Source organism: Solimonas sp. K1W22B-7, from assembly GCF_003428335.1.
In the GTDB taxonomy this organism is placed as follows: Bacteria; Pseudomonadota; Gammaproteobacteria; order Nevskiales; family Nevskiaceae; genus Solimonas_A.
In genome coordinates, this window is sequence record NZ_CP031704.1 from 720,806 (window position 1) to 745,154 (window position 24,349).

Consider the following 24,349-nt stretch of genomic DNA (forward strand, 5'->3'; position numbering starts at 1 on the left):
AAAGAGGCAACCGCTTCTCAGCACACTCCCCCCAACACCTGGGGAAAGGGAGTTCACCGTGCTGTTTCGCAAATGGATCGTGGCGATGGCACCGCGGCAGGGTGTGCCGGCAGGAGAGGGCGCAGAGGGTCTCGAGCTCGAAGCCCCGCCGCGATTGCGCATCCCGTCCTGGCGGCGACTGCTGCTGGGCGTGGCCCCGCTGCCGCCGATGCTGCTGATGCTTGCAGGCCTGCTCAGCCAGGCCTCGCAGCTGAGCTGGAACCACGCCTTCGCTGTTGCCAGCTGCATCGCGCTGATCCTCGCCTGCGGCTGGCTGCTCGCACGCTTCCACAGCCTGGGATCGATCGAGCTGGACAACGAGGGGCTGTCGCAGTCCTTCCTCGGTCTGCGCGGCATTCGCCGTCAGAGACTGGCGTGGGAGCAGGTGCGGCGTGTGTCCTACCAGCGCGGCTGGTATCGCTTCCACGGCGAGGGAGGAGTAAAGCTGGAACTCGGTACGATGCTGCTGCCCGACGCCCGGGTCACGGTCCGTGCGCTGCGCCTGCTCATGCCGCAACGCCTGCTGGCGCAGCTGGGGCTGCACCCGCGCTGAGGACTGAGCCTCAGGCCTTCTTCAGGTACATGGCCTTGAGCATGATGCTCATGCCGTCGACCTTGCAGTCCACCTCGTGGTCGCCCGACACCAGGCGGATGCCCTTGATCTTGGTGCCGCCCTTGATCGTGGTGGACGAGCCCTTGAGCTTGAGGTCCTTGATCAGCGTCACCGAGTCGCCGTCGGCCAGCAGCTTGCCGTGCGCGTCCTTCACCACCAACGCATCGCTGGCCTCTTCCGCCGCCGCTGCTGCTGCCACCATCGGCCACTCATGGGCACAGTCCGGGCAGATGAAGGTCTCGCCGTCCGGATAGGTGTTTTCCAGCTGGCACCGGGGGCAGGGGGGAACGTGGATCATGGGGGCGGCTCGATGCAGGGCCGCGGATTCTACGCGATGCGGCCGAAGCCCCCGGATTTACTGCTTGCACCCTACCGGCAGTCGCCGCAACCTGCGCCCGGGGATCAACGGAGAGAGCGGCATGGGCGAATCTTCACGGCGTCTGTTGCAGGGCTGGCATCTGTTCTGGCTGATCACGGTGCTGCTCGCGGCGATGTGCCTTGCGATGCTGGCCACCGTCCCGGGCGAGGACGGCATCCGCCTGGTGATCCGCGCCACGGCGCGCACCTCGCTGGCGCTGTTCGCGCTGGCCTTTGCCGCCGCCTCGCTGCGGCGCCTGTGGCCCGGCGCCTTCAGCACCTGGCTGCTGCGCAATCGCCGCTACTTCGGCGTGTCCTTCGCCGCTTCTCATGCCATGCACCTGGCGGCGATCGTCGCCTTCGCCCGCCTGGACCCGGTGGAGTTCGGCACGATCTCGCCGCTGGCCAACCGCATCGGCGGCGGGCTGGCCTATGTTTTCATCTTCGCCATGGCCGCCACTTCCTTCGACCGCATGGTGGCGCTGCTGGGTGCGCGCCGCTGGAAGCTGCTGCACACGGTGGGCGCGCACTACGTCTGGCTGATCTTCCTGGTGTCCTTCGCCAAGCGCATTCCGCAGGGGCCGGAGTACCTGCTGGGCGTGGTGTTGCTGCTGGCGCTGATGGGTCTGCGGCTGTGGGCGCGGCAGGCGGGCGGCAGGGCAGCCACCGCCGCCTGAGCGGAGCGGGCGTCGTCCAGCGTCACGCCCGCATGACGCTTCAAGCCCCGACCTGCTCCAGCTCTGCGTAGGCCTTGGCCAGCCAGACCCGCACGCGCTGGCGCTCCATCAGGCTCAGGCCGACGCCGTCGTTGGCGGCCGCCCAGAAGCTGGTGCTGCGCGCGTCGATGCGCGTCATCGCCGCGTCATGCAGCTTCGGCAGCGAGACGAGCTTGGCACCCAGGGCCAGCGCGCGCTCCTTCTGGCCGGAGGCCTCGAGGATGTCGAAATCCTCGCCGCGCAGCTGGTTGAGCACCAGGGTGTAGTCCAGCTGCGCGCCGAAGCGGTCCAGCAGCTTCGCCAGCAGGTCCACCGAATCGCGGCCCGAGTCCATCACGTGCCAGTAGCGCACCGTGATGCCGAACTCGCGCGCCAGTTCCAGCATCCCCGATTCCTCCATCCAGCGCACCAGCGGCCGCTGCGTCTGCGCCGCCAGGTCCACGATGATGCGGCGCTGGGGATCGTCCACGGCCGCTTCCACCACCTTGTCCAGGCTGGCGTAGTCGTCGATCACCACCGGCGAGGCGTAGTCGGCGTAGAAGCGCAGCAGCGCGCCATGCGAGCCGTCGGAGTCGAAGCCCAGGAAGGGCAGCTGGCGGTCGATCAGGTATTGCGCCATCAGGCGCGCCATCAGCGACTTGCCGACGCCACCCTTCTCGCCGCCGATGAAATGGATCGTTGCCATGCGCGCTGCTCCGGGTGGGGTGGGGTCGGGGGTGGGAATGCCTGCGTCCGGTGCCGGGGACGGGGCTGCGGGGACGGGCGCGATTGCCGGCGCCGGCAGCGACGCCTCGGCGGCTTCCGCGGAGGCGTCGTCCAGCGCGGTCTGCACCGCGTCGGCGACGGACAGCCGGCCCTGCCTCCAGGCAAGGCGCAGCTTGATGGGAATGGGATGATTCAAGGGTCTTGCTTGCCCGGCTGGCCGCTCTGGATGGGGATGTCGTGAGCGGGCAGAAGCACGCATGCGGCGTGCCATCCGGCGGGCGGCGACTTCAGACCCGGGGAGGGTAGCACCCGGGAAGTCCGGCTTGCAGGGCGAGGACCGCAGGGGCGGCGCTGGGCCGCCCCCCATCAGATCGCCAGGGCAGGGGCCATGACGGGCCGGTGCCCCTCAGTGCACCAGCGCTTCCAGCCCTTCCGACATATGCGGCAGCGAGGGCATGTCGTGCAGCGCCGAGTCTTCCAGGCCCAGCGAGCGCAGGCGCGCCGTGACCACCGCCGGCAGCTGCGAGGGCGGGCTGCGGCGCCATTCGAACTCGCCGGCCATCCAGGCGCCCAGCGCCACCAGCTGGCCCAGGTTCCTGTCCGGGCCCTCGGGGGCGCCCTGCGACTCGCGCAGCGCCGCCACCATCGGCTGCGGGAAGTGCCAGCGCTCCGCCAGTGCGGCGGTGACGTCGACGTAGGTGAAGCCCAGGCGGCTGCGCTCGGCGCCGGTGCGGGCCTCGTCGTAGAACGGGCAGACCTGGTCCAGCGCCGACATCTCGGTGCCCATCACGCTGGCCGCCAGCGGCTCGCCCAGCGCGCGCATCAGGCCCACGGCGAAGGCGGTCTCGGCGTCGGCGTGCAGGGCATGTGCCAGGTGCCGCGCGGCCACTGCCGAGTGCAGGCTGTAGCGCCAGAACGACTGCGCCGGGAACTGCGCCGGGAAGCGGATGGCGCCCGACAAGCCCACCGACATCACCAGGTTGCGCGTGGCATGGGTGCCCACGAACACCACCGCGTCCTGCAGGCGGTTGACCGTGCCCTTGCGGTGGTAGAAGGCCGAGTTGGCCATGCGCAGCAGCTTGGCCGACAGCACCGGGTCGGCGCCGATCAGGCGCGACACCCGGCCGACGTCGGCCTCGGGCTTGTCGAACTCCACCATCAGGTCGCGGATCGCCTTGGGCACGGTGGGGAGGTTGTTGATGTGGTCCAGCAGGCTCTGGGCGTCGGCTACGGCCATGGGCATTCTCCGGTGGGGCTTTTCTGGGGGTATCCGGAGACCTAGCGGCCCCGCCGCGGCGGGCTTGAGCCCCCAGTAGCTTGTATCTAGTGGCGGTGCAGCAAATGAGGGGCGGCCCCTCCGGGCGGGCGCCGGCCCGTGCAAAGGCTTATGCTGCGCACCCTCATTTACCCCACGAGTGCATTCCCATGGCCACCACGGTCTACCGCCTGAACCGCAACAACCGCATCGTCTCCAAGCGCTTCGCCCTGAAGAACCCGGAGAAGGTGACCGCCAAGCAGGCGCACCCGTCGCCGGCCAAGTAAGGCCGCATTGAAAGAGGGTCGGGGCGGGCTGCCAGGCAGCCGCCCCGGCCCTTTTTCGTGGGCGGTCCTAGGGCCTATCCTCCGCTTCAGCCGTAACCGACAACAACGAAACCATAAGGGGAGATTCCGTGCGCAGACTGTTCGCCGTGGCCGCATTCCTGCTTGCCTTGCCCTGCCAGGCCGCCGACTGGGACGACCAGGTGGTCCTGATGTCGCCGAATGCCGCCGCCTGCACGTTCTGGCAGCTGTCGCGCGCCAGCGACTTCAGCCGCAACACCATTACGCTGGACTGGGACCTGCTGGACCAGCTGGCGCGGGAGACGGCTGGCCAGCCCGGCACCAGCCTCGCTGTCGCCCTGGACCAGTGGGACCCGGCCAAGGGCACGCCCACCGGCGAGGCGAAGCACTACGGCAGCGCCGCCTACTGCAGCATCGCCATCCGTGCGCCGTCCCCGCAAAAGCCGGCCGGCAAGGGCAAGAAGAAGGCCAGGGCCCCGGAGCCGGCCGCCAGCGGCGTCAGCATCGCCGGGATCGCCTGCCATCGCCGCAATGGCGCCGGGCGCAGCAGTTTCGTGTTCGGTCGCAGCACGCAGCAGGCGAAGCGCGACGGCATGGTCCGCTACAGCCACGCCTGCACCGAGGGCTGCGAGCAGGCGCCGTTCCAGAGCATCCATGAGCTGAGCATCGACGATGGCCCCGGCAATCCAGCGCACGAGAAGGACCTGGACGCCTTCTACAAGGCCTGCGCGCGCCGCTAGACTCTTCCGGCAGCCCCCACGGAGTACAGCATGCAGGCCCCCCGCTCGCTCAAGGTCTTCACCCTGCTGTTCGGTCTGGTTGCGGTAGGCATCGGCGTCGGTGCCCTGATGGGCCTGGACGACCCGATCTACGCCAAGCTGCAGCTCCAGGGCGCCACGGCGCTGGACAACAACCTGCGCTTCTACGGTGGACTGTGGCTCTCGCTCGGTCTCATGGCGCTGTGGCTGGTGCCGCGCCTGGCTGTCGAGCGCACGCTGTTCCGCGCGATCTTCGTCGCCATCTTCGTCGGCGGCCTCGGCCGGGTGCTGTCGATGATCTTCGCCGGCATGCCGCCACCAGAGTTCGTTGCCTTCATGCTCCTTGAAATCATCGGCGCGCCGCTGGTGCTGTTCTGGCACCACCGCGCGCTGGCGAAGCGTTGAGCGCGCGCCAGCCGCCGCCGTGGGTTCGATCCGCCACATCTTCATCGCCCCGGCGCGCGGCGAGCCGATGCTGGAACTCGTCGAGGCCGAAGCCATCGCCGACGTCGGCCTGCGCGGCGACCGCTACGAGGATGCCGCCCACCGCGAGTCGCCCGACTGCCAGCTCACGCTGATCGAGCTGGAAAGCATCGAGGCCTTCGTCGAGTCCACCGGCCTGCCCCTGGCACCCCAGGAGCCGCGACGCAACCTCGTCACCTCCGGCGTGCGCCTCAACGGGCTTTGCGGCCAGCGCTTCCGTGTCGGCGCGGTGGAGCTGGAAGGGCTGGACCTGTGCGAGCCTTGTGGCTTGTTCGGGCAGCGCACCTACAGCGAGGCGGTGCGCTTCTTCGTCAAGCGTGGCGGGCTGCGCTGTCGCATCGTCACGGGTGGTGTGCTGCGGGTGGGCGACAGCATCGGCGACGCATCCTGATGGCGGATCTCGCCGCCTACGGCGGCCTGTTCCTGTCGGCGTTGATCGCCGCCACCATCCTTCCCGCGCAGTCGGAGGCCGTGCTGGTGGGCCTGCTGCTCGGCGGCTACCCGCCGGCCGCGCTGCTGGCAGTGGCCACCGTCGGCAACGTGCTGGGCTCGCTGATCAACTGGCTGCTGGGCCGCGGCATCGCCAGGGCGGCGGCGCCGGAGCGGGGACCGGTGCTGGAGCGCGCGCAGCGCTGGTACCAGCGCTACGGCAAATGGTCCTTGCTGCTGAGCTGGCTGCCCGTCATCGGCGACCCGCTCACGGTGGTCGCCGGCATGCTGCGCGAGCCGTTGCCGATCTTCCTTCTGCTGGTTACCGTGGCCAAGCTGGGGCGCTACCTGGTGCTCACGGCGATCACGCTGGGCTGGAGTTGAAGGCTTTAGAATGCCGGGCTCCGTCATCCGGCCCCATCTCCGCCATGTCCCTACAGTCCTTCCTGCAGCAGCTGCGCGAGCAGCCCCAGACCGTCGAATTCGCCGACACCGTCGCCGCCATCGAGGCGACGTACGCCTACACGCCCACCGCCTTCCGCAACGGCGAACTGGAGAACGCCGCCGGCCAGAACGGCGGTTCCTGCAAGATTTTCTCCTTCGCGAAGCTGCAGGGACTGAGCGAGGCGCAGACCCTGGCCTGCTTCGGCCGCTACTACCGCGAGGACGTGCTGCAGCACCCGGACGCCGCGGATCACCAGAACATCCGCAACTTCATGCGCAGCGGCTGGGCTGGCGTGGCCTTCGAGGGCGAGGCGCTGAAAGCCCTGTAGGGATCAGGAGCGCTTGCCGCCCAGTTCCCGGAAGGCGCCCAGCAGCGTGCGCAGCACCAGCAGGGCACCGGCCGGCCGCTTCCAGTTCACCCCGCCGAGCAACTGCCTGAGCATCGTCAGCACGTCGAAGTAGATGCGCTCGCAGACCAGCCGGTCGCCGTCGAAAATGAAGAACGCGGTCATGCGCACGCGGAAGCTCTGGCCGGTGGGCGGCAGTGCGCCGAGAGGCCCCTTGTGCGTGCCCAGCAGCCAGAACTCGCAGATCACCGCGTCGTCGCTGTGGCGCAGCTGGATCATCTCGTGGCGCTGGTCCGGGAAGGCCTTGCGGGTATCGACGTAGTAGCGCATCACGTCCCTGTGCCCGTCGTGCACCACGCCGGTGGGCACCAGTTCGTAGTGCGGATGCGGGAAGGTGGCCAGCACCTTGTCGAACTCCTGGCTCACCTCGTCGGCGAAGTGATCCAGCACGAGTTTTTCCCTGCGGGCGCGTAAGGATTTGTCTGCCATGGAGCATCACCCCGGTTGAAGGAAGGTCCGGCGCTTCGCGGAGCGCCGCAACGACTGAGGTTTGCGGCGGCTACCGCCGGAGAAACCCCGCTCCTGAGGGTACCCCGGTTCGCGACGCCATTGCACAGGCGCAGACCTGGCAGATAGCCACGGCCTCGATGAGTTTCTCCGCGCGTGCCTTCTGCAAGGCTTCCTCCCGGGAGGCCGCCCCGAGCTTCTGGTAGGAGTTCTTCAGATGCCAGCTGACGGTTCCAGGCGTAATGCCCAGTGCCTTCGCCACGCCCTTCACCGACAAGCCCCTTCCCGCCAGTTCGAGGATGTCGATTTCCCGTTCGGTCAAGGCCTGGGTCGCCCGGCGGGTGGGCTGTGCCGGGATGTGTCGCAGGGCATCCATCTCTTCCTCCTCGTCAGGCCGATTCGGCCGGCACGCCGTCATCCACCGCCTGGCCGGGGCTTCCCGTTCAAGGCACGGCGGGCCTTGCGATGGAGGCCGCCGTTCAGTTCGACGTCCGCTGCGGCTCGCCAAGCAATGCGTTCAAGCCCTGCGCGACGGCAGTCATCCCCTCGACCGAGGGATGCAGCGGCGCGCCCATCAAGCCACCGGGAGGGTGCATGCCATTCATCCAGGGGACCTCGGCGCAGGCATCATGCCCCCGGGTGATGCGACCGGCATCCATCAGCAGGGCACCATGCCCCTGCGCTGCGGCGTAGGTAACCTCAGAGAGCTGCCCGGCGATATCGCGCATTCGCGCAACCTGCGCCTCGCTCAAGCCAAGGCGCTCGCAGGTCCCGCTCTCCGGAAGAACGGTCTGATAGTTCACCAGCACGACCTGGGCGGCGGGCGCGCGACGGTGTACTTCGTCGATGATGGCGACGAGCTGATTCAGCAGCTTCGGCAGGGCCTGCTCCATCGCTGCCATGCTGCGTGTCGTGCAGCCGCCCATGCTGCGTACGTACCATGGTGTGCCGTCATCGCAGCCCATCGCCATCAGATTGGCCAGGTAGCCGATATCGTTGCCGCCGATGGTGACGGTGACGAGTTCGGTCTCTCCCGTCACTGCCTCAATCTGGGCGGGTTGCAAGGCCCGCCCACCCTCGAGGATGTCTTTTGTCGTGGCGCCACCACAACTCACATCCACCAGGGAAAGGCCGCGCAGTCTCGCGAGCTGATGCGCATAGTTGTCGCGTGAACGCGCACAGAACCAGGGGCTGTTCTCGGCCTCCTCGGTGATCGCCGGCCCGGCTGCGAAGGAACTGCCCATGGCCACGTACTGTGGTCGCCCCTGTGTCGGGCGGCCTTCCAGGTAGAGGTGCAGCACCAGTGCGGTCACCAGAATCACCAGGACGGTGAGTGTCCAGCCCGCCATTCGAATCAGTTTTCTGCCCACCGGATGATCCCTCCCCTGAACTGCCTGCAGGCCGATCTTCATCGGCGCACGGGTCCTACACACGTACCCGCTTCCCGGCGGGAGTTTTTCGGGCGGCAGGCGCTTTCTTCACGGTGCTGGCTTCGGTTGCAGGGAACCCATCCTTGATCTGCTGCATGGCAAATCGCAGCAGGCGTTGCAGGTCCACGGTCCCGCCGCTGTCCGTCCAGATCTCCATCATGCTGCGTGTACTGGAGAGGGCGGACGACACCAGGATGCGCGGACGAAGATCCTGAGGCTTGCAGGAGGGAAAGCGCGGGCGTATCGCCTCCGTCAGGGCAGGCTCGACGACGCTGGTCTGATACTGAAGCGCAATCCCCTGCAGTGCCCTGGAGCCCTGGATGGTCATGAACTGCTTCAGGACGATGGCGCCTTCGGCTGCGTACACCTGCAGCATCCGGTCAAACATCCACGACAAGGCATCCGCCGGCCCCAGCCCGGCGGGTGCAGCCTGCACAAACCCAAGCATCGCCTTCAGCCGGTTCTCATAGAACGCAAGGACGATGGCGGCGTTCAGCGAATCGAAGTATCGAAAGAAAGTCACCCGCCCCACGCCTGCCCGATCGGCAATCTGGTCGACGGTAAAGCCATCCAGACCCTGCTGGTAGACGAGTTTTTCCGTGGCCGCGATCAGACGATCGCGGACCTCCTGTTTTTTGCGCTGCCGTGGAGAGATCTCATCCATTTTTCTGTAATAGCCTGCCTACCAGGTGTAGGTGACCTCGGCGCCGATCATGCGGGGCTCTCCCCAGAAGACCGCGCGATCGGCGTGCGGCAGGGTCGGGATGGTCGTGGTGATGTACTCCTCGTCCAGCAGGTTCTGAACGAACAGGGCGAAGTTGGCGCTGCCGCGACGGAACTGGACATCGCTGAGGCCCAGGCGCGCATTGACGATCCCGAAGGACGGGATATAGGAAAGATCTTCGCGCCCGGGCAAGCCGCCGCCGGCGGTCCAGCCGGTATAGCTGTAGTTGACCGTGCCTCGCAGGACGCCCCAGGCCGATTCTTGCAGGGTGATGTCGGCGGCGGCCACGCCGGAGTGCTTCGGCGCAGAAGGGAACGGATACTGATCGGCCACGTTGTTGCCGTTGGCGTCGATCACTTCCAGGACGCGGGCATCGAGATAGGAGTACTCGGCGGAGAGCCGCAGCCAATCGGTAACGGCCGCAATCAGTTCCAGTTCGAAGCCACGCAGGCGGGCGTGGCCGGCGTTGCGGGCCTTGGTGTCGCCGAGCGTGCCGGCAATGAGGAAGTTGGTCTGCATGTTCTTCAGATCCGTGTTGAACAGGTCTGCATTGACGCGCAACCGGCCATCGAGCAGATCGCTCTTGATCCCGATCTCGGCTGCCGCAAGATCTTCCGGGGCAAAGCCGTCCACGAATCCGAATCCATAGTCGGTACCGTCGCTGGCCGGCCCCGAGTTCCCGTCGAGCTGGGGATCGCGGGTATTGAAGCCGCCACTGCGATATCCGGTGACGTACTTCGCGTAGATGTTCGCTTCCGGGCTCAGGTCGTACGCCGCGATCAGGGTGTATGAATTGTTGTCATAGGCGCGGCTGCCGCCGACATGGTCGAAGGGAGGCGCGCTCTGCAGCAGGCGGGCGAGGCCGAGGCCATTGAGATTGACTTCGAGATAGGTGTCGAGCCGGTAGCTCTTCCATGCCTCCCGCTTGTCCCTGGAGTGCCGGAATCCGGCCGTCAGATGCAGCTTCTGATCGAGCCAGTCCGGGGTCCAGGTCCCCTGGCCGAAGGCTGCGAAAGCGCTGTTCTCGGCGCCCGACTCTCTCTGGTTGAAGATGACCACACGCGGGCCCGCCAATGACGCGACCTGGTTCACCAGATCGGGGAACAGGCGGTACAGCGCGTCAGCCTGCGCCGGCAGCAAGGCGGCGGTGGCCTGAAGAGCATAGGGCGACAGGTCGGTTGCTTCCTCCGTGAAGTAGAACGCCCCGATGATGTAGCGCAGGCTCTCGTCGAAGGCAGCGCCGCTGAGCTGCAGCTCATGGGACCACTGGCTCTGGTCGATCGTCGGCACCACCAGTGGCGAGGGCCCGCCGAAGGCGGCGCGTGCCGCGGGGCCGTCGTAGCGGTTGCTGTCCAGCCTGAATTCGGTTGAGCCGGCACCGCCGCCGAGATCGGTGTAGTAGTGATCCAGCAGGGAACGGTAGGCGCCGATGTACTTGAGCTCATGGTCGTCCATCGGAACCGTGAGGATCAGCGCATGACCCTGGATCCTGGTCCCGGACTCCTCCATCGGCAGTCCCGTGGCGAGCTTGTCCAGCCGATGAGGCGAATACACCGTATTCAATTCGCCGAACTCACGGATCAGGTTGGCGCTGCCCTTGTCGCTTTCCGGGCGCAGTACGGCCTGGATCATCTGCGAGTACAGGCTGATGTCGGTGAAGTCGAATCCATAGTCGATCTTCAGCCAGTCCTCGGGCAGCCAGCGTGCGTCAAAGCGGAATCCCAATGACTGGCGGTCGCCGAAATCGCCGCCGGGGCCGGTGTTTTCCACGTAGCCGTTCTGACGCTTCATCATGACGCCGAACTTGACGGCGGCATCGTCGGACAGGGGCATGTTGATGGTGCCCTTGAAGCTGCCCAGGTCACGGTCGCCCAGGGTGCCGCTGAAGTGCATGGCGAATGCGTCGGGGTCCGGCTTCTTCGAAATCAGGTTGACCGCTCCGCCGGTGGTATTGCGGCCGTACAACGTGCCCTGCGGGCCCCGGAGAACCTCGATCCGCTCCAGGTCGGTCACGTCCAGCGCCAGGCCCGCGGACCGCGCGATGTAGACGCCGTCCATGTAGATGCCGACGGCGGGGTCCTGGGTGACCTGGGACTCGTTCAGGCCGATGCCGCGAATGAACAGCCGCAGCGTGCTGGCCTGCGTCGGAAAGGCCAGGACATTGAGACCCGGCACATTGCCCTGCAGGTCGTCGATTCCCGAAATTCCGCGCTGCTCCAGCATCTCCGCGTCGAAGGCCGCCATCGAGATGGGAGTGTCCTGGATCGACTCGGCGCGCTTCTGCGCGGTCACCACGATCTCCTCGATCCGGGGCTGATTCGGCGCCCGCTTCGATGGCGTCAAGGCGGGCAGGGGAACATCCGCGGATTCGACCGGCAGGGTTTCCAGCTCACCGGCGGCATCCTGCGGCGACGAGGCTGGCGCACTCGCGGGCGCGGTCACCGTGTCCTGCGACCGGGCCGTGCTTTCCGGCGGCGGGCCTTCTGCTTCCTGGGAGGAATCCGGAGACTTGAGCAGGTCGTCGAGGAAAGCATCGTCCATGGTCTCCTGCGCGAAGGCCATGACGGACCACAGGCACAGGGCAACAGACCCAACGAACTTCGGTGCTCGCATTTCTTTTCTCCCCACAGCGTTGACGCCAGAGCAGCTCTCTCGGATTTCCCGGAACCCGGTCTCCTGCGCGGAAGACGCAAAAGGCCGACGCCGAAAATCCAGCGAGGTGTACGACGTGCTCTTGAGAATCCCCTCAGACCGGGTTCGGAACATCCCGATTCTTATGCAGCCATTGCAGCCATTTGATACCCGGTATCACTTATTTTCATGCCTCAAACGGGGGATACTTTCAGCTGAAGCCCGCAGCGCACAGCGGTCGCGTTTGCCTGATTTCAATCCCCAGCCGGCTGCGCACTCAGCCGCCGGCGCTGAAGTAGCGGCTCGGCGGCGCACCCAGCGCGCGGCGGAACATGCTGGTGAACGCCGCGGGGCTGTCGTAGCCCAGGTCCAGCGCCACGGTGGTCACCGCTTCTCCCGCCGCCAGCCTTGGCAGTGCCGCGAACAAGCAGGCCTGCTGTCGCCAGGCGGCGAAGCTCATGCCGGTCTGCTCGCGGAACAGGCGCGTGAAGGCGCGGCGGCTCATGCCCAGGCCCTTGGCCCACTGGTCGATGCCGTCATGCGGGGTGGGCTGGTCCAGCAGTCTGCGGCAGCGCCGCGCCAGCCGCCGGTCGCGCGGGAAGGGCAGCGACAGCGGCAGCACCGGCAGGCGCGTCATCTCCTGCTGCAGCAACGCCATCAGCAGGCCGTCGCGGCTCGCCGGGTCGTATTCCAGCGGCACGTCCACCGCCTGCAACAGCAGCTCGCGCATCAGCGCCGACATGCCCAGCACCTGGCAGCGGTCCGGCAGGCCGGGGATGGCGTCGGGACGCACGAAGGCACTGCGCGTCTGTACCGGGCCCATGGTCATGTGCACGCTGTGCACCTCGCCGGCCGGCAGCCACACCGCCTGCTCCGGCGGCACCACCCAGGCGCCGTGTTCGGTGACCACCGTCATCACGCCGGTGGCGCCGTAGAGCAGCTGCGAGCGTCCATGCGAATGCGGCTCCACCACGTGGCCGGCGAGATAGTCGTTGCCGATGGCCACCACGGCACTGGCCACGCGGTCGTACAGCGGCTGGTAGTGGACGTCGCGCATTGTTGGCCCGATCTCGATGAAAGCGTGCCCGGGCACGCAAGCGGGACGGATTATAGAGCGTAGAGTGCCGCGCCATCGCCAGGGTTGATACCCGCCCCGGGAGTTTATGGAGACATCCATGCGTGAAGTGACCGCCCCCGAGGCACCGGCCCCCGCCGCGCCCTCGGCCGAGCAGACCGCTTTCGGCATCATTGCCGCGATCAGCTTCTGCCATCTGCTCAACGACATGATGCAGTCGCTGCTGCCGTCGATCTACCCGATCCTCAAGGACTCGCACGGCCTCAGCTTCGGCCAGATCGGCATGCTCACCTTCGTCTACCAGATCACCGCCTCGCTGCTGCAGCCGCTGATCGGCAACTACACCGACCGCAAGCCCAAGCCCTACTCGCTGGTGCTGGGCATGGGCTTCACGCTGGTGGGCCTGCTGGGGCTGGCGTATGCCAACGGCTTCGTCGCGCTGCTGGCGGCGGCGGCGCTGGTGGGCACCGGCTCGTCCGTGTTCCACCCGGAATCCTCGCGCGTGGCGCGCATGGCCTCGGGTGGCAAGCATGGCCTGGCGCAGTCCCTGTTCCAGGTGGGCGGCAACGCCGGCTCCGCCATCGGCCCGCTGCTGGCCGCGTTCATCGTGCTGCCGCGCGGGCAGGGCAGCGTCGCCTGGTTCTCGCTGTTCGCGCTGCTGGGCATGTTCCTGCTGTGGAACGTCGGCCACTGGTACAAGAGCCATGGCCTGGCGCGCCTCAAGCCGCGCGCGGCACAGGCGAATGCGACGGTGGCACTGTCGCCGGTCAAGGTGAGGGCCGCCATCGCCGTGCTGCTGGCGCTGATCTTCTCCAAGTTCTTCTACATGGCCAGCATCACCAGCTACTACACCTTCTACCTGATCGAACGCTTCGGCGTGTCGGTGCAGTCGGCGCAGCTGCATCTGTTCCTGTTCCTCGGCGCGGTGGCGGCCGGCACCCTGGCCGGCGGCCCGCTGGGCGACCGCTTCGGCCGCAAGCCGATCATCTGGGTGTCGATCCTCGGCGTGCTGCCCTTCAGCCTGCTGCTGCCGCATGCCAGCCTGTTGTGGACCAGCCTGCTGAGCGTGCCCATCGGCTTCATCCTGGCCTCTGCGTTCCCCGCCATCGTGGTCTACGCGCAGGAGCTGCTGCCGGGCCGGACCGGCACCGTCGCCGGCCTGTTCTTCGGCTTCGCCTTCGGCATGGGCGGCGTCGGTGCCGCCGTGCTGGGCCTGCTGGCCGACGCCACCAGCATCGGCTTCGTCTACCAGGTCTGCGCCTTCCTGCCGGCGATCGGCCTGCTCACGGTGCTGCTGCCGGATGTGGCAGCGGAGCGGAGGGGCTGAGCCGGGATTCGCACATGCAGGAGCGAGCTTGTGACCGCAGGAAATACCTGTGGGACTCGCGACAGGGTCGTTGTCGCGAGCAAGCCTACCCCGAACCGGTGAGGACGCCTCACCAGCCTCCTCCTAGGATGCCGGGCACCCCCCGAAACTGCCCGTAAACGCATCATGGCCTTCGCAGACTCCAACAGCGCCGAACTCTCTTCCTGGCGCGACACCGTCATCCGCTTCCTCGCCGACGAAGTCGAGCCGCACTACGAGAAATGGGAAAAGGCCGGCATCGTGCCGCGCGAGCTGTACATCAAGTTCGGTGAAGCCGGCCTGCTGTGCGTGGACCTGCCGGAGGAATACGGCGGCAGCGCCGCGCCACTGGCCTTCTCCTTCGCCATCGCCGAGGAGAGCGCGCGGCTGGGCTACATGTCGCTGACCTCCAACATGATGATGCACTCCGACATCGTCGCGCCCTACATCCTGCACCTGGGCAGCGAGGCGCAGAAGCAGAAGTACCTGCCGCGCATGGTCAGCGGCGAATGCTTCGGCGCGCTGGCGATGTCCGAGCCCGGCACCGGCTCCGACCTGCAGGCCATCCGCAGCTCCGCTACGCCGCACGGCGACGGCTGGCGCCTCAACGGCTCCAAGACCTTCATCACCAACGGCCAGCACGCCGGCGTGGTGATCGTGGCCGCCAAGACCGACACCAAGGCCGGCGCCAAGGGCGTCACCCTGTTCCTGGTGGATACGGAACTGCCGGGCTTCCGCCGCGGCCGCAACCTGGAGAAGATCGGCATGCACGCCGCCGACACCTCCGAGCTGTTCTTCGACGACGTGCCGCTGGGCCCCGACGCCGTGCTGGGCCGCATCGGCAACGGCTTCGGTCACCTGATCGACGAACTGCCGCGCGAGCGCCTGATGCTGGCCGTGGCCGCCGTGGCCCACGCCGAGGGCGCGCTGGAGCGCACGGTGGAGTACGTCAAGTCGCGCAAGGCCTTCGGCCAGGCGATCTCCAGCTTCCAGAACACGCGCTTCGAACTGGCCAAGGTCAAGGCCGAAATCGAAGTGACGCGCGCCTTCTACGAGAAATGCTGCCGCCTCTACGAACAGGGCAAGCTCGACGTCCCCACCGCAGCCATCCTCAAGCTGTCCTCCAGCGAAATGGAAGGCCGCGTGGTGGATGCCTGCCTGCAGCTGTTCGGTGGCTACGGCTACATGGCCGAGTACCCGATCTCGCGCTACTGGACCGACGCGCGCGTGCAGCGCATCTACGGCGGCACCAACGAGATCATGAAGGAAGTGATCGCGCGGTCGCTGGTGGGGCGCTGAACCCTGCTCTTCGCAGCGGCGCGGCCAATGAAAGCCTGGAGCAAACTGCTTCAGGCTTTTTTTGTGCGTCCCGGCAAGCATTCCGATCGCTCCGGTCCTTGGGAATAGAGAAGCTGCTTGCCCCGGCAGCCTTGCCCAGGTCAATCGGGCAACAACCTGACTGAGTCGTCAGGTTGCGATCTGCTCGCAGATTGGAGATGGTGCCACTGCAGGTTGCGCCGTTGTGGCCCGATGTGGACCTGGGAATTCGTCATCGGGCCTTCCAAGCGGGACAGTCGCCCCGGCTTCTGTTCTGAATGGCGCAGTGATGCGTGGGGGCAAAAAGGGGGATGCCGTGCGGAATTCTGGGCGCGCGCTCTGGCGAGCGTTGTCATGCGCGTTGTCGCTGCTGCTGGTCGTATCGACAGCCTCTGCGGATGCGGACGACGATTCGATCCGGTGCACCGTCCAGCCGGTGGTCCCACCCGCGGCGCAGCCCGTAAATATCGATCGTGCCGTCTTCTGGCAGAAGCTCGCGGAAGTGATCAAGAAGCGAGATGTCTTCGTGCTCGATGGCAAACCGTACTACCTCAGGAGGGACTTCTCCGAGGGCACTCGCCGCGCCGGCACAGATGCCATCATCGACAAATGGGAGTCGGTGGGTGGAGGGGATTCGCGCCAGCTGGCTTATCTCCTGGGCACGGTCTATCGCGAGACGGTCTCGCGCATGCAGCCGGTGCGCGAGGCGTTCTGCGACGACACGCCCTGTGTCGTGAGTCGGCTCGGCGATTACATGGCCAAGCATCCAGGGCGCGTCAAGAAGAACTACGCCATTCCCGACGACCAGGGGCGTTCCTTTTACGGGCGCGGGCTGGCGCAGCTGTCGTTGAAGCAGAACTACAAGTGCGTCGGGCACAACCTCGGCTGGGGTGACGATCTGCTCAGGAATCCAGATCTGGCGCTGGAGCCCGACCGTGCGTTGACGATCCTGGTCGAAGGTGCTCGGCGTGGGTTGTTCAAGTATCCACACCGGCTCGATCTGTACTTCAACGACACGAAGGAAGAATGGATCAGCGCGCGACGCGTCGTGAATCCGGGGTCGATGGATCACGCGCGCATCACCGAGCACTACGCAAGGCTGTTCTACAAGGCGCTGGGTCCAGCGACGTTAGCTCGATCTGCCGATTCCGCCAGCACGACGACCCGCCCCGTGCCCGCCGTCAGCGTGCCGCCGCCCGGCAGGCCTCTGGCGACAGCGCCAACCGATCTTCAACCGCCAGCCGTCGCTGGCATTCAAACAGGGGATGCAAGGATGAAAGAGAGAAGATCAGTTATTTCACCAGTGCTCGGGGCCGTGCTTGGTGCGGTTGTAGCGGGTACCGCGTTGGCGGAAACGCCCCCGGCCGCGCCGGTAACTGCAGCTGCGCCGAGCGCGACTGCTGCGGCGCAGCAGGCGGAAGCGGCGGCAGGCGCGGCCGCAGCGGCCGCGGACAAAGCGGAGGAGGAGGCCGACAAGGCGGAGAAAGAGGCCGAAAAGGCTGCGGTCTTCGCTTCCAGCAAGGGGAAGCTGGCTGGCGATAAGGCTCGCTTCCGCGCGAATGCAGGGCCGTTCAAGAAGCGTTACGGAACCGGAACAGACAAGGAATACTGCGCCACCGCTGGTTCGGTCGCGCGCATTTCCAAGGAAGTGGATACGGATGTGTATTTGCGCTTTACCCAGATCGGGTCGGTCGATAATGATCTGGACACGCCGTCAACCAAGGCACTGGAAGATTGCAAGGGCGATGATCTTGTGGCTACCGGCATCGCCTACAAAATCCCGCGGGCTGACTTTGAAAGTATGGAAATCAGCCTGCGGGGCTTCGAGTACGGTGGCTTGATCGTGCCCTTCAAGTACTATCTTGGCGGTGAGAAGAGCATCAAGTCTTCAGCGACCATCGCGCCCTACGTGGGCTATCACTGGCCAATTTTTTGGGGTTTGACGTTTACTCCCATTGCCGCCGCAGGAGTGGGCATGGTCCCCGTTGAGGGAGCCAGTGGCGAAACAGAGAACAAGACGGCCCTCTCTACCGCCATCGGCATGGTGATCACCAGCGCCAAGTCGGAGGAGTACAAGGCAGGCATTGTGTTCGGCAAGGATTTTCTTAGCAAGACAGATCGCGCGAACGACGAAACCGTTGGCAAGGTCTGGTTCTCCCTCTATCTGGGTGTATCGATATAGTGGGTGCGGCGGGATTCCCGTCCGGGAACCATCCAAGGGCGGAGCGCAAGCTCCGCCCTTTTTGCTGACACGGGGTCGGCTAGTACGCCCGGTACGCCCCGCCTCTGCCGGGATGGCGTTGCAGCCCCAGCGGCAGCTCGACCGAAGCGCAGATCGCATCCTCGATCTCGGCGATGGTCTCCACCAGCTCGCCGCGCAGCACGATCGGCCCCTGGCCGTAGAGCCGCCAGCCATCCTGCGAGGTCCAGTCCTGCATCAGGTCCTGCAGGCGGCGCAGGCGCTTGAGCAGGTGCAGGTCGGGCTCGCCGTCGTAGAGCTGCTGGCAGATCGCGATCACGCGCGCCAGAACCGGCGCACCCGCGCCCGGATCGGCCTTGGCGAAGCGGTTGAGTTCCTGGCAGGAGGCCAGGGCTGCGGTTTCATCCATGAAAGGCTCCCAGTGGGGCCGGCGCAAGCGGCGCCGGAGAGGGGGCAGACCATCCTTGGCCGGCCAGGCTCACGGCCACTGTCGGTCCAAAGGGCTGAATCCGGCCTGAACGGCCGCGCCCCGACGGGGTCGGAAGAGGGCTCCGGCTTTGCCCGGGCTCGCCCGGCCGGGCATGATCCGGCGGCCGGCGCCATTGGCTTTGCCTATCAAGGTCATGCCAACAAACAATTTCCTTGATCGCCGGCCAGCCCCTAACCTAGCGCTTCTCCAGTCAAACCCCCACCCATAGAGGACGATGCAATGTCTTTGATCAACACCGCGGTCAAGCCTTTCAAGACGACCGCTTTCCACAACGGCAAGTTCGTTGAAGTCACCGAAGCCTCGCTCAAGGGCAAGTGGTCCGTGCTGATCTTCATGCCGGCTGCCTTCACCTTCAACTGCCCGACCGAAGTCGAAGACGCCGCCGAGCAGTACGCCGAATTCCAGAAGGCCAACGCCGAGGTCTACATCGTCACCACCGACACGCATTTCTCGCACAAGGTCTGGCACGAGACCTCGCCGGCGGTCGGCAAGGCCAAGTTCCCGCTCGTGGGCGACCCCACCCACCAGCTGACCCGCGCCTTCGGCGTGCACATCGACGAAGAAGGCCTGGCCCTGCGCGGCACCTTCGTGATCAACCCGGAAGGCGTGATCAAGACGCTGGAAATCCACGACAACGCCATCGCGCGTGACGTCAAGGAGACCGTGCGCAAGCTCAAGGGCGCGCAGTACGTCGCCAACAACCCGGGCCAGGTCTGCCCGGCCAAGTGGAAGGAAGGCGAGAAGACCCTGAAGCCCTCGCTGGAACTGGTCGGCAAGATCTGACCTGCCGTCGCGGGCCGGCACAGGCCGGCCCGCGACCGCCCCGAATCCGCAACACCCCGGTGCCAACGCGCCGGGCCGGGGAAATCATTCCCCGAAAATGGAGCAAGCCATGCTGGATGCCGATCTCAAGGAACAACTGAAGACCTATCTCGAACGGGTCACGCGTCCCATCGAGATCACCGCCAACCTCGACGGCGGTGACGCCTCGCAGGAACTGCGCGAACTGCTGAACGAGCTGGTCGCCCTGTCGTCGCAGATCAGCCTGCGCGAGCAGGCCGACGCGTCGCAGCGCAGGCCCTCGTTCACGCTCGGCACGCCGGGGCAGGACATCCACGTCCGCTTCGCCGGCATCCCGCTGGGCCACGAGTTCACTTCGCTGGTGCTGGCCCTGCTGCAGGTCGGCGGCCACCCCTCGCGCCTGGCGCAGGATGTCATCGAGCAGGTGCGCAAGCTGGAAGGCGACTTCCGCTTCGAGACCTACTTCTCCCTGTCCTGCCAGAACTGCCCGGACGTGGTGCAGGCGCTCAACCTGATGGCCGTGCTCAACCCGCGCATCCGCCACGTCGCCATCGACGGCGCCCTGTTCCAGGACGAGGTCGAGCAGCGCCAGGTCATGTCCGTGCCCAAGATTTTCCTCAACGGCGAGGTCTTCGGCTCCGGCCGCATGGGCGTGGAGGAAATCCTCGCCCAGGTCGACACCGGTGCCGGCGCGCGCGAGGCCGAAAAGCTCAAGACCAAGGCGCCGTTCGACGTGCTGGTGGTGGGCGGCGGCCCCGGCGGCTCCGCGGCGGCGATCTACGCCGCGCGCAAGGGTATCCGCACCGGCGTCGCCGCCGAGCGCTTCGGCGGCCAGGTGCTGGACACCATGGGCATCGAGAACTTCATCTCGGTGAAGGAAACCGAAGGGCCGCGCCTGGCCGCGGCGCTGGAGGAGCACGTCAAGACCTACGAGGTCGACGTGATGAACCTGCAGCGCGCCGAGAAGCTGCTGCCTGCCGGGTCTGACGGCCTGATCGAAGTGCAGCTGGCCAACGGCGCCGCGCTCAAGGCCAGGACCGTGATCGTCTCCACCGGCGCCCGCTGGCGCCAGATGAACGTGCCCGGCGAGAACGAGTACCGCAACAAGGGCGTGGCCTACTGCCCGCACTGCGACGGCCCACTGTTCAAGGGCAAGCGCGTCGCCGTGATCGGCGGCGGCAACTCCGGCGTGGAGGCCGCCATCGACCTCGCCGGCATCGTCGCCCACGTCACGCTGCTGGAGTTCGACAGCCAGCTGCGCGCCGACGCCGTGCTGCAGCGCAAGCTCCACAGCCTGCCCAACGTGCGCGTCATCGTCTCCGCCCAGACCACCGAGGTCACCGGCGACGGCCAGAAGCTCAACGGCCTGCTCTACAAGGACCGCGCCAGCGGCGAGACGCATCGCGTCGAGCTGGAAGGCGTGTTCGTGCAGATCGGCCTGCTGCCCAACAGCGAATGGCTCAAGGACACCGTGGCCCTGTCGCCGCGCGGCGAGATCGAGGTCGACGCCCATGGCCGCACCTCGGTGCCCGGCGTGTTCGCCGCCGGCGACGTCACCACCGTGCCCTACAAGCAGATCGTCATCGCCATGGGCGAAGGCTCCAAGGCCGCGCTCTCGGCCTTCGACCACCTGATCCGCACGTCCGCGCCGGCGGAGGAGCAGAAGGCGGCGTAAGGCTATTGCAGCAAAGCGAAGGGGCGAAGCGCAGGCTTCGCCCCTTTTTTGTTCCCCAGCGCTTGCTCTTGTAGGAGCGAGCTTGCTCGCGACAAGCCCATCGTCGCCGCCAAACCCCGTAGGGCGGATCCATGATCCGCCTGTCGCAAAGCGACACGAGCACCTCACCGCCCCTCCAAAACCCACCCCAGGATTCATCACGATGCTCCCGCACTTCCCGGTGGCCAAGGAGACGCTGGACAAGAGCGTCGTCGCGCGACGGTGTGCTCCGGCACGCGCCGTGGATTGCCAGGGCGGCTACGGCATGTGGAAGGAAGCCTTCGATGCGGGCAAGGGTGATGTCTTCACCATCAGCGTCGCGGAGATCGTATCCGTCCGCGGGCAGGCGATAGCGGCGCAGCCCCCGCACTGACGCGGGCCGCCGCCCGTTCCTCGCTCAAAGGGAGCACACTGCAGTCGCAGTTGAGGTCCGCGTTCAGGCAGTGGTTCCACCATGGAGGGATCGTCATGGACTACACCGAGCTCAAGAAGAAGCACCGCGCCACCTGGGCACTGGGCAACTACGACCGCCTGGCCCAGGGCCTGACCATCTCCACCGACCAGACGCTGCGCGTGGCACGCATCCGCCCCGGCGAGCGCGTGCTGGACCTGGCCACCGGCACCGGCATCACCGCCATCGCCGCGCGCGAGCGCGGTGCCAGGGTCACGGCAGTGGACCTGACGCCGGAACTGCTGGAAGTGGCCCGCGCCAAGGCGCAGGCCGAGGGTTACGACGACATTGACTTCCGCGAGGGCGACGCCGAGGCCCTGTCCCTGCCCGATGCCTCCTTCGACGTCGTGCTGTCCACCTGCGGCCACATGTTCGCGCCCGACCAGCCCAGGGTCGCCGCCGAGCTGGCACGCGTCACCCGGCCCGGCGGCCGCGTCGTGTTTCTTGCCTGGACGCCGGAAGGCGGTCTCGGCGGCTGGTTCCGCATCACCAACCAGCATGTCCCGCCGCCGCCTGGTGTCGCCAGCCCCTTCAACTGGGGCAATCCCGACAAGGTGCGCGAACTGCTTGGTGACGCCTTCAAGAACATCGGCTTCACCAGCGGCGACTGTCCTCAGTTCGGTGCTTCACCCGAGGACATCTGGGAGCTGTTCTCCACCTGCTACGGCCCCACGCTGCGCGCCATCGCCGCGCTGCAGGGCGACGCGCTGGAGGCATTCCGCCGCGAGATGCTCGCTTACCTCAACGGCTACCGTGCAACGGCTGACGGGAAGGTGCGCTGGGGCCGCGAGTACCTGATCACACGGGCGCTGCGGAGCTGAGCTGTGGTGCGGGCGCCTTAGCCGGCCTTTTTTGCGCGCCGCACTTCCGCCGAGATGCCGCGATGTCTGCGATAAATCTCCAGCGCCCATTGCGCGGCAGGGTGTCGTAGCACCTCGTCGCGGTATTGCCGCAGGCTCGCCGGCAACTCCACCGCAAGCGGATACTGCAGCTCCGCCGGCTGCAACAGGGGCGCGAGCAGCGCTGCGGCCGTGAGGTCCGCCACCGAGAACGCATCGCCCACCAGATAGCCGCCGGGCTGCAGCTCGCGCGAAATGCGGGCGAGCGATTCCGCCACCGCGGCGCGGTCCTGGTCCAGGCGCCGCGCCTGGATCCGGTGGCGGAAGCGGTAGAAGGCCGGAAAGATTCGCGCGAGCGGCCTGAGGTTGTCGTAGGCCTGGGCGGGCATGCCCGTCGTCAGCACGCGAAGGGCCAGCTCCGGGTCTTCGTGGAACAGCGGCGTCACCACCGACGCACGCAGGCTCGGTCCCAGCACCTCGTCGAAATAGTCCTCCAGCGCCAGCGCACGCTGCAGTTGCGCGGGGTCCTTCGGATACAGCGAGGGTTCGGGCCGGTACTGCTCCAGCGCCGCGATGATCGCCGTCGAATCGCCAACCGCCTTGCCCTCCAGGAACAGGATCGGCAGCGTGCCCCGCCCGGTGGCGCGCCAGGCGCGGAACAGGTAGTTCCCACCCAGCACGCGGCGCCGGTGCGGTATGTTCTTGAAGTCCAGCGCCCAGCGCGCCTTCTCGTTGAAGTGCGAGAACGGGATGTGCCATAGCAGCGGCAGGTCCATCTGTTCGGCCTCTCTTCGGGATGGTGTCCCGATTGTAGGGTGCGCACCGCGCACCATCCGTCATTGCGTTTCGGTGCCGCGTGCGCGGTGCGCACCCTGCAAAAGCTACTGCAATCCGATCCCTTCCCGCGGCCCACGCTTCCAGTACCCCCGCAACCCATAAAACACCGGCACCCCCACCCCGATCAGCACCAGCCCGATGCCCGACTCCACCGGCATGGTCCACAGCGTATTGGCGATCAGCAGCACCGACACCCCCACGAACACGATCGGCACCCAGGGATACCCCAGCACGCGATACGGCCGTGCCAGCTCCGGGCGCTTGCGGCGCAGCACGATCACGCCGGCGCAGACCAGCGCGTAGAAGATCCACGACGAGAACACCACGTAGTTGGTGAGCTGGTCGAAAGTGCCCATCGCCGCCATCGCCGCGGCGATCACCGCCTGCACCAGCACCGACACCAGCGGCACGCGCGTGCTCGGGCTGAGATACCCCAGCTGGCGGAAGAACAAGCCGTCCTGCGCCATCGCGAACGGCACGCGCGCATTACTCAGCACCGAGCCGTTCATGGCACCCAGTGCCGAGATCACGAAGGCGATGGACACCGCACCCACCGCCGCCGCGCCCATGAAGGTCATCGCCGCCTTGGTCGCCACCGGCAGCGCGCCCGGATTCACGCTGGAGTTGGCGGACAGCACCTCGGTGAGCGGCAGCGCCAGGAAGTAGCCGAGGTTGATCAGGCAGTACACCACCATCACCAGCAGCACACCCAGGATCAGCGACAGCGGCACGTTCTTCTCCGGCTGCTTCACCTCGCCCGCGGCCATCGGCAGGTTGTTCCAGCCGTCGTAGGCCCAGAGCGCGGCCAGCATCGCCATGCCCAGGCCGGACGGCAGCAAGCTCTGCCCCATGCTGGCCTCGCCCAGGTGACCCATGCTGGCAGCGGGGCTGAAGAACAGCACCCCCACGGTGAGCCCCAGGATCAGCAGCAGCTTCACGCCGGTGACCAGCGACTGCACGCGCCCGCCCACCGACACATGCAGGCAGTTGAGCGCGCTGAAGAACAGGATGAAGGCGATGCCCATGCCCGCCTTGCCGCCGATGAATTCCAGGCCCACCGCGCCTTCCATGAAGGTGGCCGCGCCCACCGCGTAGGCGGCGATGGTGCCGGGCCCGGCGATCCAGAAGCGCGTCCAGCCGTTGAGGAAGGCGGTGAGATCGCCATAGGCCTCGCGCAGGTAGACGTACTCGCCGCCGGCACGCGGAAACATCGCGCCCAGCTCGGCATAGCTCAGCGCGCCGGCCAGCGACAGCACGCCGGCCAGCACCCAGGCCGTCAGCACCCAGGCGCCGGAGCCCACCTGCTGCGCCATGACGGCGGACTTGAGGAACACCCCGGTGCCGATCATGGAACCCACCACGATCGCCGCGGCGTCTACGAAACCCAGGCCGCGGATCAGGCGAGTGGTCATGGTGAAAAGAGGAGGGAAGGGATGACCCGGATACTACAGGGACGTGCCCGCAAGCAGGCCGTTGCGCAGCCCGGCTTCGCTATGCGAAACCAGCTGCGAGGCCGTCACCAGCCGCGCGCAATTGT

General features: G+C 66.8%; 26 protein-coding genes. 14 read left to right on the forward strand and 12 right to left on the reverse strand.

Features of this window, described 5'->3' with window-relative positions; genetic code table 11:
- Positions 1–58 precede the first annotated feature (58 nt).
- On the forward strand, positions 59–592 hold the full coding sequence (locus D0B54_RS03585; protein ID WP_162932169.1) for a hypothetical protein: 534 nt from the start codon (positions 59–61) through the stop codon (positions 590–592).
- Between the two features lie 10 nt (positions 593–602).
- Here D0B54_RS03585 and D0B54_RS03590 read toward each other — a convergent pair whose 3' ends face one another.
- Positions 603–950 (reverse strand): zinc ribbon domain-containing protein YjdM, encoded by a 348-nt coding sequence (locus D0B54_RS03590; protein WP_117289261.1) that lies wholly within the window; start codon positions 948–950, stop codon positions 603–605.
- A 121-nt stretch (positions 951–1,071) separates the two neighbouring features.
- Here D0B54_RS03590 and D0B54_RS03595 point away from each other — a divergent pair, with 121 nt between their 5' ends.
- On the forward strand, positions 1,072–1,686 hold the full coding sequence (locus D0B54_RS03595) for a hypothetical protein (RefSeq protein WP_117289263.1): 615 nt from the start codon (positions 1,072–1,074) through the stop codon (positions 1,684–1,686).
- Positions 1,687–1,726: 40 nt separating this feature from the next.
- On the opposite strand, the gene D0B54_RS03600 is transcribed toward D0B54_RS03595, so the two are convergent.
- Both D0B54_RS03600 and D0B54_RS03610 read right to left on the reverse strand, forming a co-directional pair.
- Positions 1,727–2,626: a mobilization protein gene (locus D0B54_RS03600; RefSeq protein ID WP_240433543.1), complete on the reverse strand. Its 900-nt coding sequence runs from the start codon at positions 2,624–2,626 to the stop codon at positions 1,727–1,729.
- Positions 2,627–2,836: 210 nt separating this feature from the next.
- Entirely contained in the window at positions 2,837–3,667 is an 831-nt protein-coding gene (locus tag D0B54_RS03610; protein ID WP_162932170.1) for an HDOD domain-containing protein, read from the reverse strand.
- Between the two features lie 433 nt (positions 3,668–4,100).
- On the opposite strand from D0B54_RS03610, the gene D0B54_RS03615 reads away from it, so the two are divergent.
- From D0B54_RS03615 to D0B54_RS03635, 5 genes are read left to right on the forward strand one after another with little or no spacing between them, the layout of a single operon-like run.
- Positions 4,101–4,730: a hypothetical protein gene (locus D0B54_RS03615; RefSeq protein WP_117289271.1), complete on the forward strand. Its 630-nt coding sequence runs from the start codon at positions 4,101–4,103 to the stop codon at positions 4,728–4,730.
- Positions 4,731–4,760: 30 nt separating this feature from the next.
- Positions 4,761–5,153: a DUF4345 domain-containing protein gene (locus D0B54_RS03620; RefSeq protein ID WP_117289273.1), complete on the forward strand. Its 393-nt coding sequence runs from the start codon at positions 4,761–4,763 to the stop codon at positions 5,151–5,153.
- A gap of 19 nt (positions 5,154–5,172) precedes the next feature.
- A complete protein-coding gene (locus D0B54_RS03625; RefSeq protein ID WP_117289275.1) occupies positions 5,173–5,622 on the forward strand; it encodes an MOSC domain-containing protein in 450 nt (149 codons plus the stop codon).
- Positions 5,622–6,044 carry a YqaA family protein gene (locus D0B54_RS03630; RefSeq protein WP_117289277.1) on the forward strand — a complete coding sequence of 141 codons (423 nt, stop codon included), beginning with the start codon at positions 5,622–5,624 and terminating at the stop codon, positions 6,042–6,044. The genes D0B54_RS03625 and D0B54_RS03630 overlap by 1 nt, the downstream gene beginning before the upstream one ends.
- A 44-nt stretch (positions 6,045–6,088) precedes the next feature.
- Positions 6,089–6,433 carry a HopJ type III effector protein gene (locus D0B54_RS03635; RefSeq protein ID WP_117289279.1) on the forward strand — a complete coding sequence of 115 codons (345 nt, stop codon included), beginning with the start codon at positions 6,089–6,091 and terminating at the stop codon, positions 6,431–6,433.
- A 3-nt stretch (positions 6,434–6,436) separates the two neighbouring features.
- Here the strand turns inward: D0B54_RS03635 and D0B54_RS03640 are convergent, their stop codons facing one another.
- From D0B54_RS03640 to D0B54_RS03665, 6 genes are all read right to left on the reverse strand, one after another.
- On the reverse strand, positions 6,437–6,940 hold the full coding sequence (locus D0B54_RS03640) for an ester cyclase (protein ID WP_117289281.1): 504 nt from the start codon (positions 6,938–6,940) through the stop codon (positions 6,437–6,439).
- Positions 6,941–7,010: 70 nt separating this feature from the next.
- Complete coding sequence (locus tag D0B54_RS03645) at positions 7,011–7,334, reverse strand: response regulator transcription factor (protein WP_162932171.1); 324 nt, start codon at positions 7,332–7,334, stop codon at positions 7,011–7,013.
- Positions 7,335–7,437: 103 nt separating this feature from the next.
- Positions 7,438–8,370, reverse strand: coding sequence for an SGNH/GDSL hydrolase family protein (locus D0B54_RS03650; RefSeq protein WP_117289285.1), 933 nt, complete (start codon positions 8,368–8,370; stop codon positions 7,438–7,440).
- Positions 8,371–8,383: 13 nt separating this feature from the next.
- Positions 8,384–9,052, reverse strand: a complete 669-nt coding sequence (locus D0B54_RS03655) for a TetR/AcrR family transcriptional regulator (protein WP_117289287.1) — start codon at positions 9,050–9,052, stop codon at positions 8,384–8,386.
- A gap of 18 nt (positions 9,053–9,070) precedes the next feature.
- Positions 9,071–11,725 (reverse strand): TonB-dependent receptor, encoded by a 2,655-nt coding sequence (locus D0B54_RS03660; RefSeq protein WP_162932172.1) that lies wholly within the window; start codon positions 11,723–11,725, stop codon positions 9,071–9,073.
- A gap of 295 nt (positions 11,726–12,020) precedes the next feature.
- The gene (locus D0B54_RS03665) at positions 12,021–12,800 is read right to left on the reverse strand and encodes an AraC family transcriptional regulator (protein ID WP_117289291.1); all 780 of its coding nucleotides are present in this window, start codon (positions 12,798–12,800) and stop codon (positions 12,021–12,023) included.
- Between the two features lie 106 nt (positions 12,801–12,906).
- On the opposite strand from D0B54_RS03665, the gene D0B54_RS03670 reads away from it, so the two are divergent.
- From D0B54_RS03670 to D0B54_RS03680, 3 genes are all read left to right on the forward strand, one after another.
- Complete coding sequence (locus D0B54_RS03670; RefSeq protein ID WP_117289292.1) at positions 12,907–14,145, forward strand: MFS transporter; 1,239 nt, start codon at positions 12,907–12,909, stop codon at positions 14,143–14,145.
- A gap of 165 nt (positions 14,146–14,310) precedes the next feature.
- Positions 14,311–15,462: an acyl-CoA dehydrogenase family protein gene (locus D0B54_RS03675; protein ID WP_117289294.1), complete on the forward strand. Its 1,152-nt coding sequence runs from the start codon at positions 14,311–14,313 to the stop codon at positions 15,460–15,462.
- A gap of 379 nt (positions 15,463–15,841) precedes the next feature.
- Positions 15,842–17,662, forward strand: coding sequence for a glycoside hydrolase family 19 protein (locus tag D0B54_RS03680; RefSeq protein ID WP_162932173.1), 1,821 nt, complete (start codon positions 15,842–15,844; stop codon positions 17,660–17,662).
- Positions 17,663–17,741: 79 nt separating this feature from the next.
- Here D0B54_RS03680 and D0B54_RS03685 read toward each other — a convergent pair whose 3' ends face one another.
- Complete coding sequence (locus tag D0B54_RS03685) at positions 17,742–18,089, reverse strand: hypothetical protein (protein ID WP_117289298.1); 348 nt, start codon at positions 18,087–18,089, stop codon at positions 17,742–17,744.
- Between the two features lie 300 nt (positions 18,090–18,389).
- Here D0B54_RS03685 and ahpC point away from each other — a divergent pair, with 300 nt between their 5' ends.
- The 4 genes from ahpC (at position 18,390) to D0B54_RS03705 (ending at position 21,957) form a co-directional block, all read left to right on the forward strand.
- On the forward strand, positions 18,390–18,953 hold the full coding sequence (gene ahpC / locus D0B54_RS03690) for an alkyl hydroperoxide reductase subunit C (protein WP_117289300.1): 564 nt from the start codon (positions 18,390–18,392) through the stop codon (positions 18,951–18,953).
- A 109-nt stretch (positions 18,954–19,062) separates the two neighbouring features.
- The gene (gene ahpF, locus D0B54_RS03695; RefSeq protein WP_117289302.1) at positions 19,063–20,646 is read left to right on the forward strand and encodes an alkyl hydroperoxide reductase subunit F; all 1,584 of its coding nucleotides are present in this window, start codon (positions 19,063–19,065) and stop codon (positions 20,644–20,646) included.
- A 202-nt stretch (positions 20,647–20,848) separates the two neighbouring features.
- A complete protein-coding gene (locus D0B54_RS03700) occupies positions 20,849–21,058 on the forward strand; it encodes a hypothetical protein (RefSeq protein ID WP_117289304.1) in 210 nt (69 codons plus the stop codon).
- Between the two features lie 95 nt (positions 21,059–21,153).
- Positions 21,154–21,957 carry a class I SAM-dependent methyltransferase gene (locus D0B54_RS03705; protein WP_117289306.1) on the forward strand — a complete coding sequence of 268 codons (804 nt, stop codon included), beginning with the start codon at positions 21,154–21,156 and terminating at the stop codon, positions 21,955–21,957.
- Between the two features lie 17 nt (positions 21,958–21,974).
- Here the strand turns inward: D0B54_RS03705 and D0B54_RS03710 are convergent, their stop codons facing one another.
- Both D0B54_RS03710 and D0B54_RS03715 read right to left on the reverse strand, forming a co-directional pair.
- Positions 21,975–22,751 carry a glutathione S-transferase family protein gene (locus D0B54_RS03710; protein WP_162932174.1) on the reverse strand — a complete coding sequence of 259 codons (777 nt, stop codon included), beginning with the start codon at positions 22,749–22,751 and terminating at the stop codon, positions 21,975–21,977.
- 105 nt (positions 22,752–22,856) lie between these two features.
- On the reverse strand, positions 22,857–24,224 hold the full coding sequence (locus tag D0B54_RS03715; protein ID WP_117289310.1) for an APC family permease: 1,368 nt from the start codon (positions 24,222–24,224) through the stop codon (positions 22,857–22,859).
- Between the last annotated feature and the right edge of the window lie 125 nt (positions 24,225–24,349).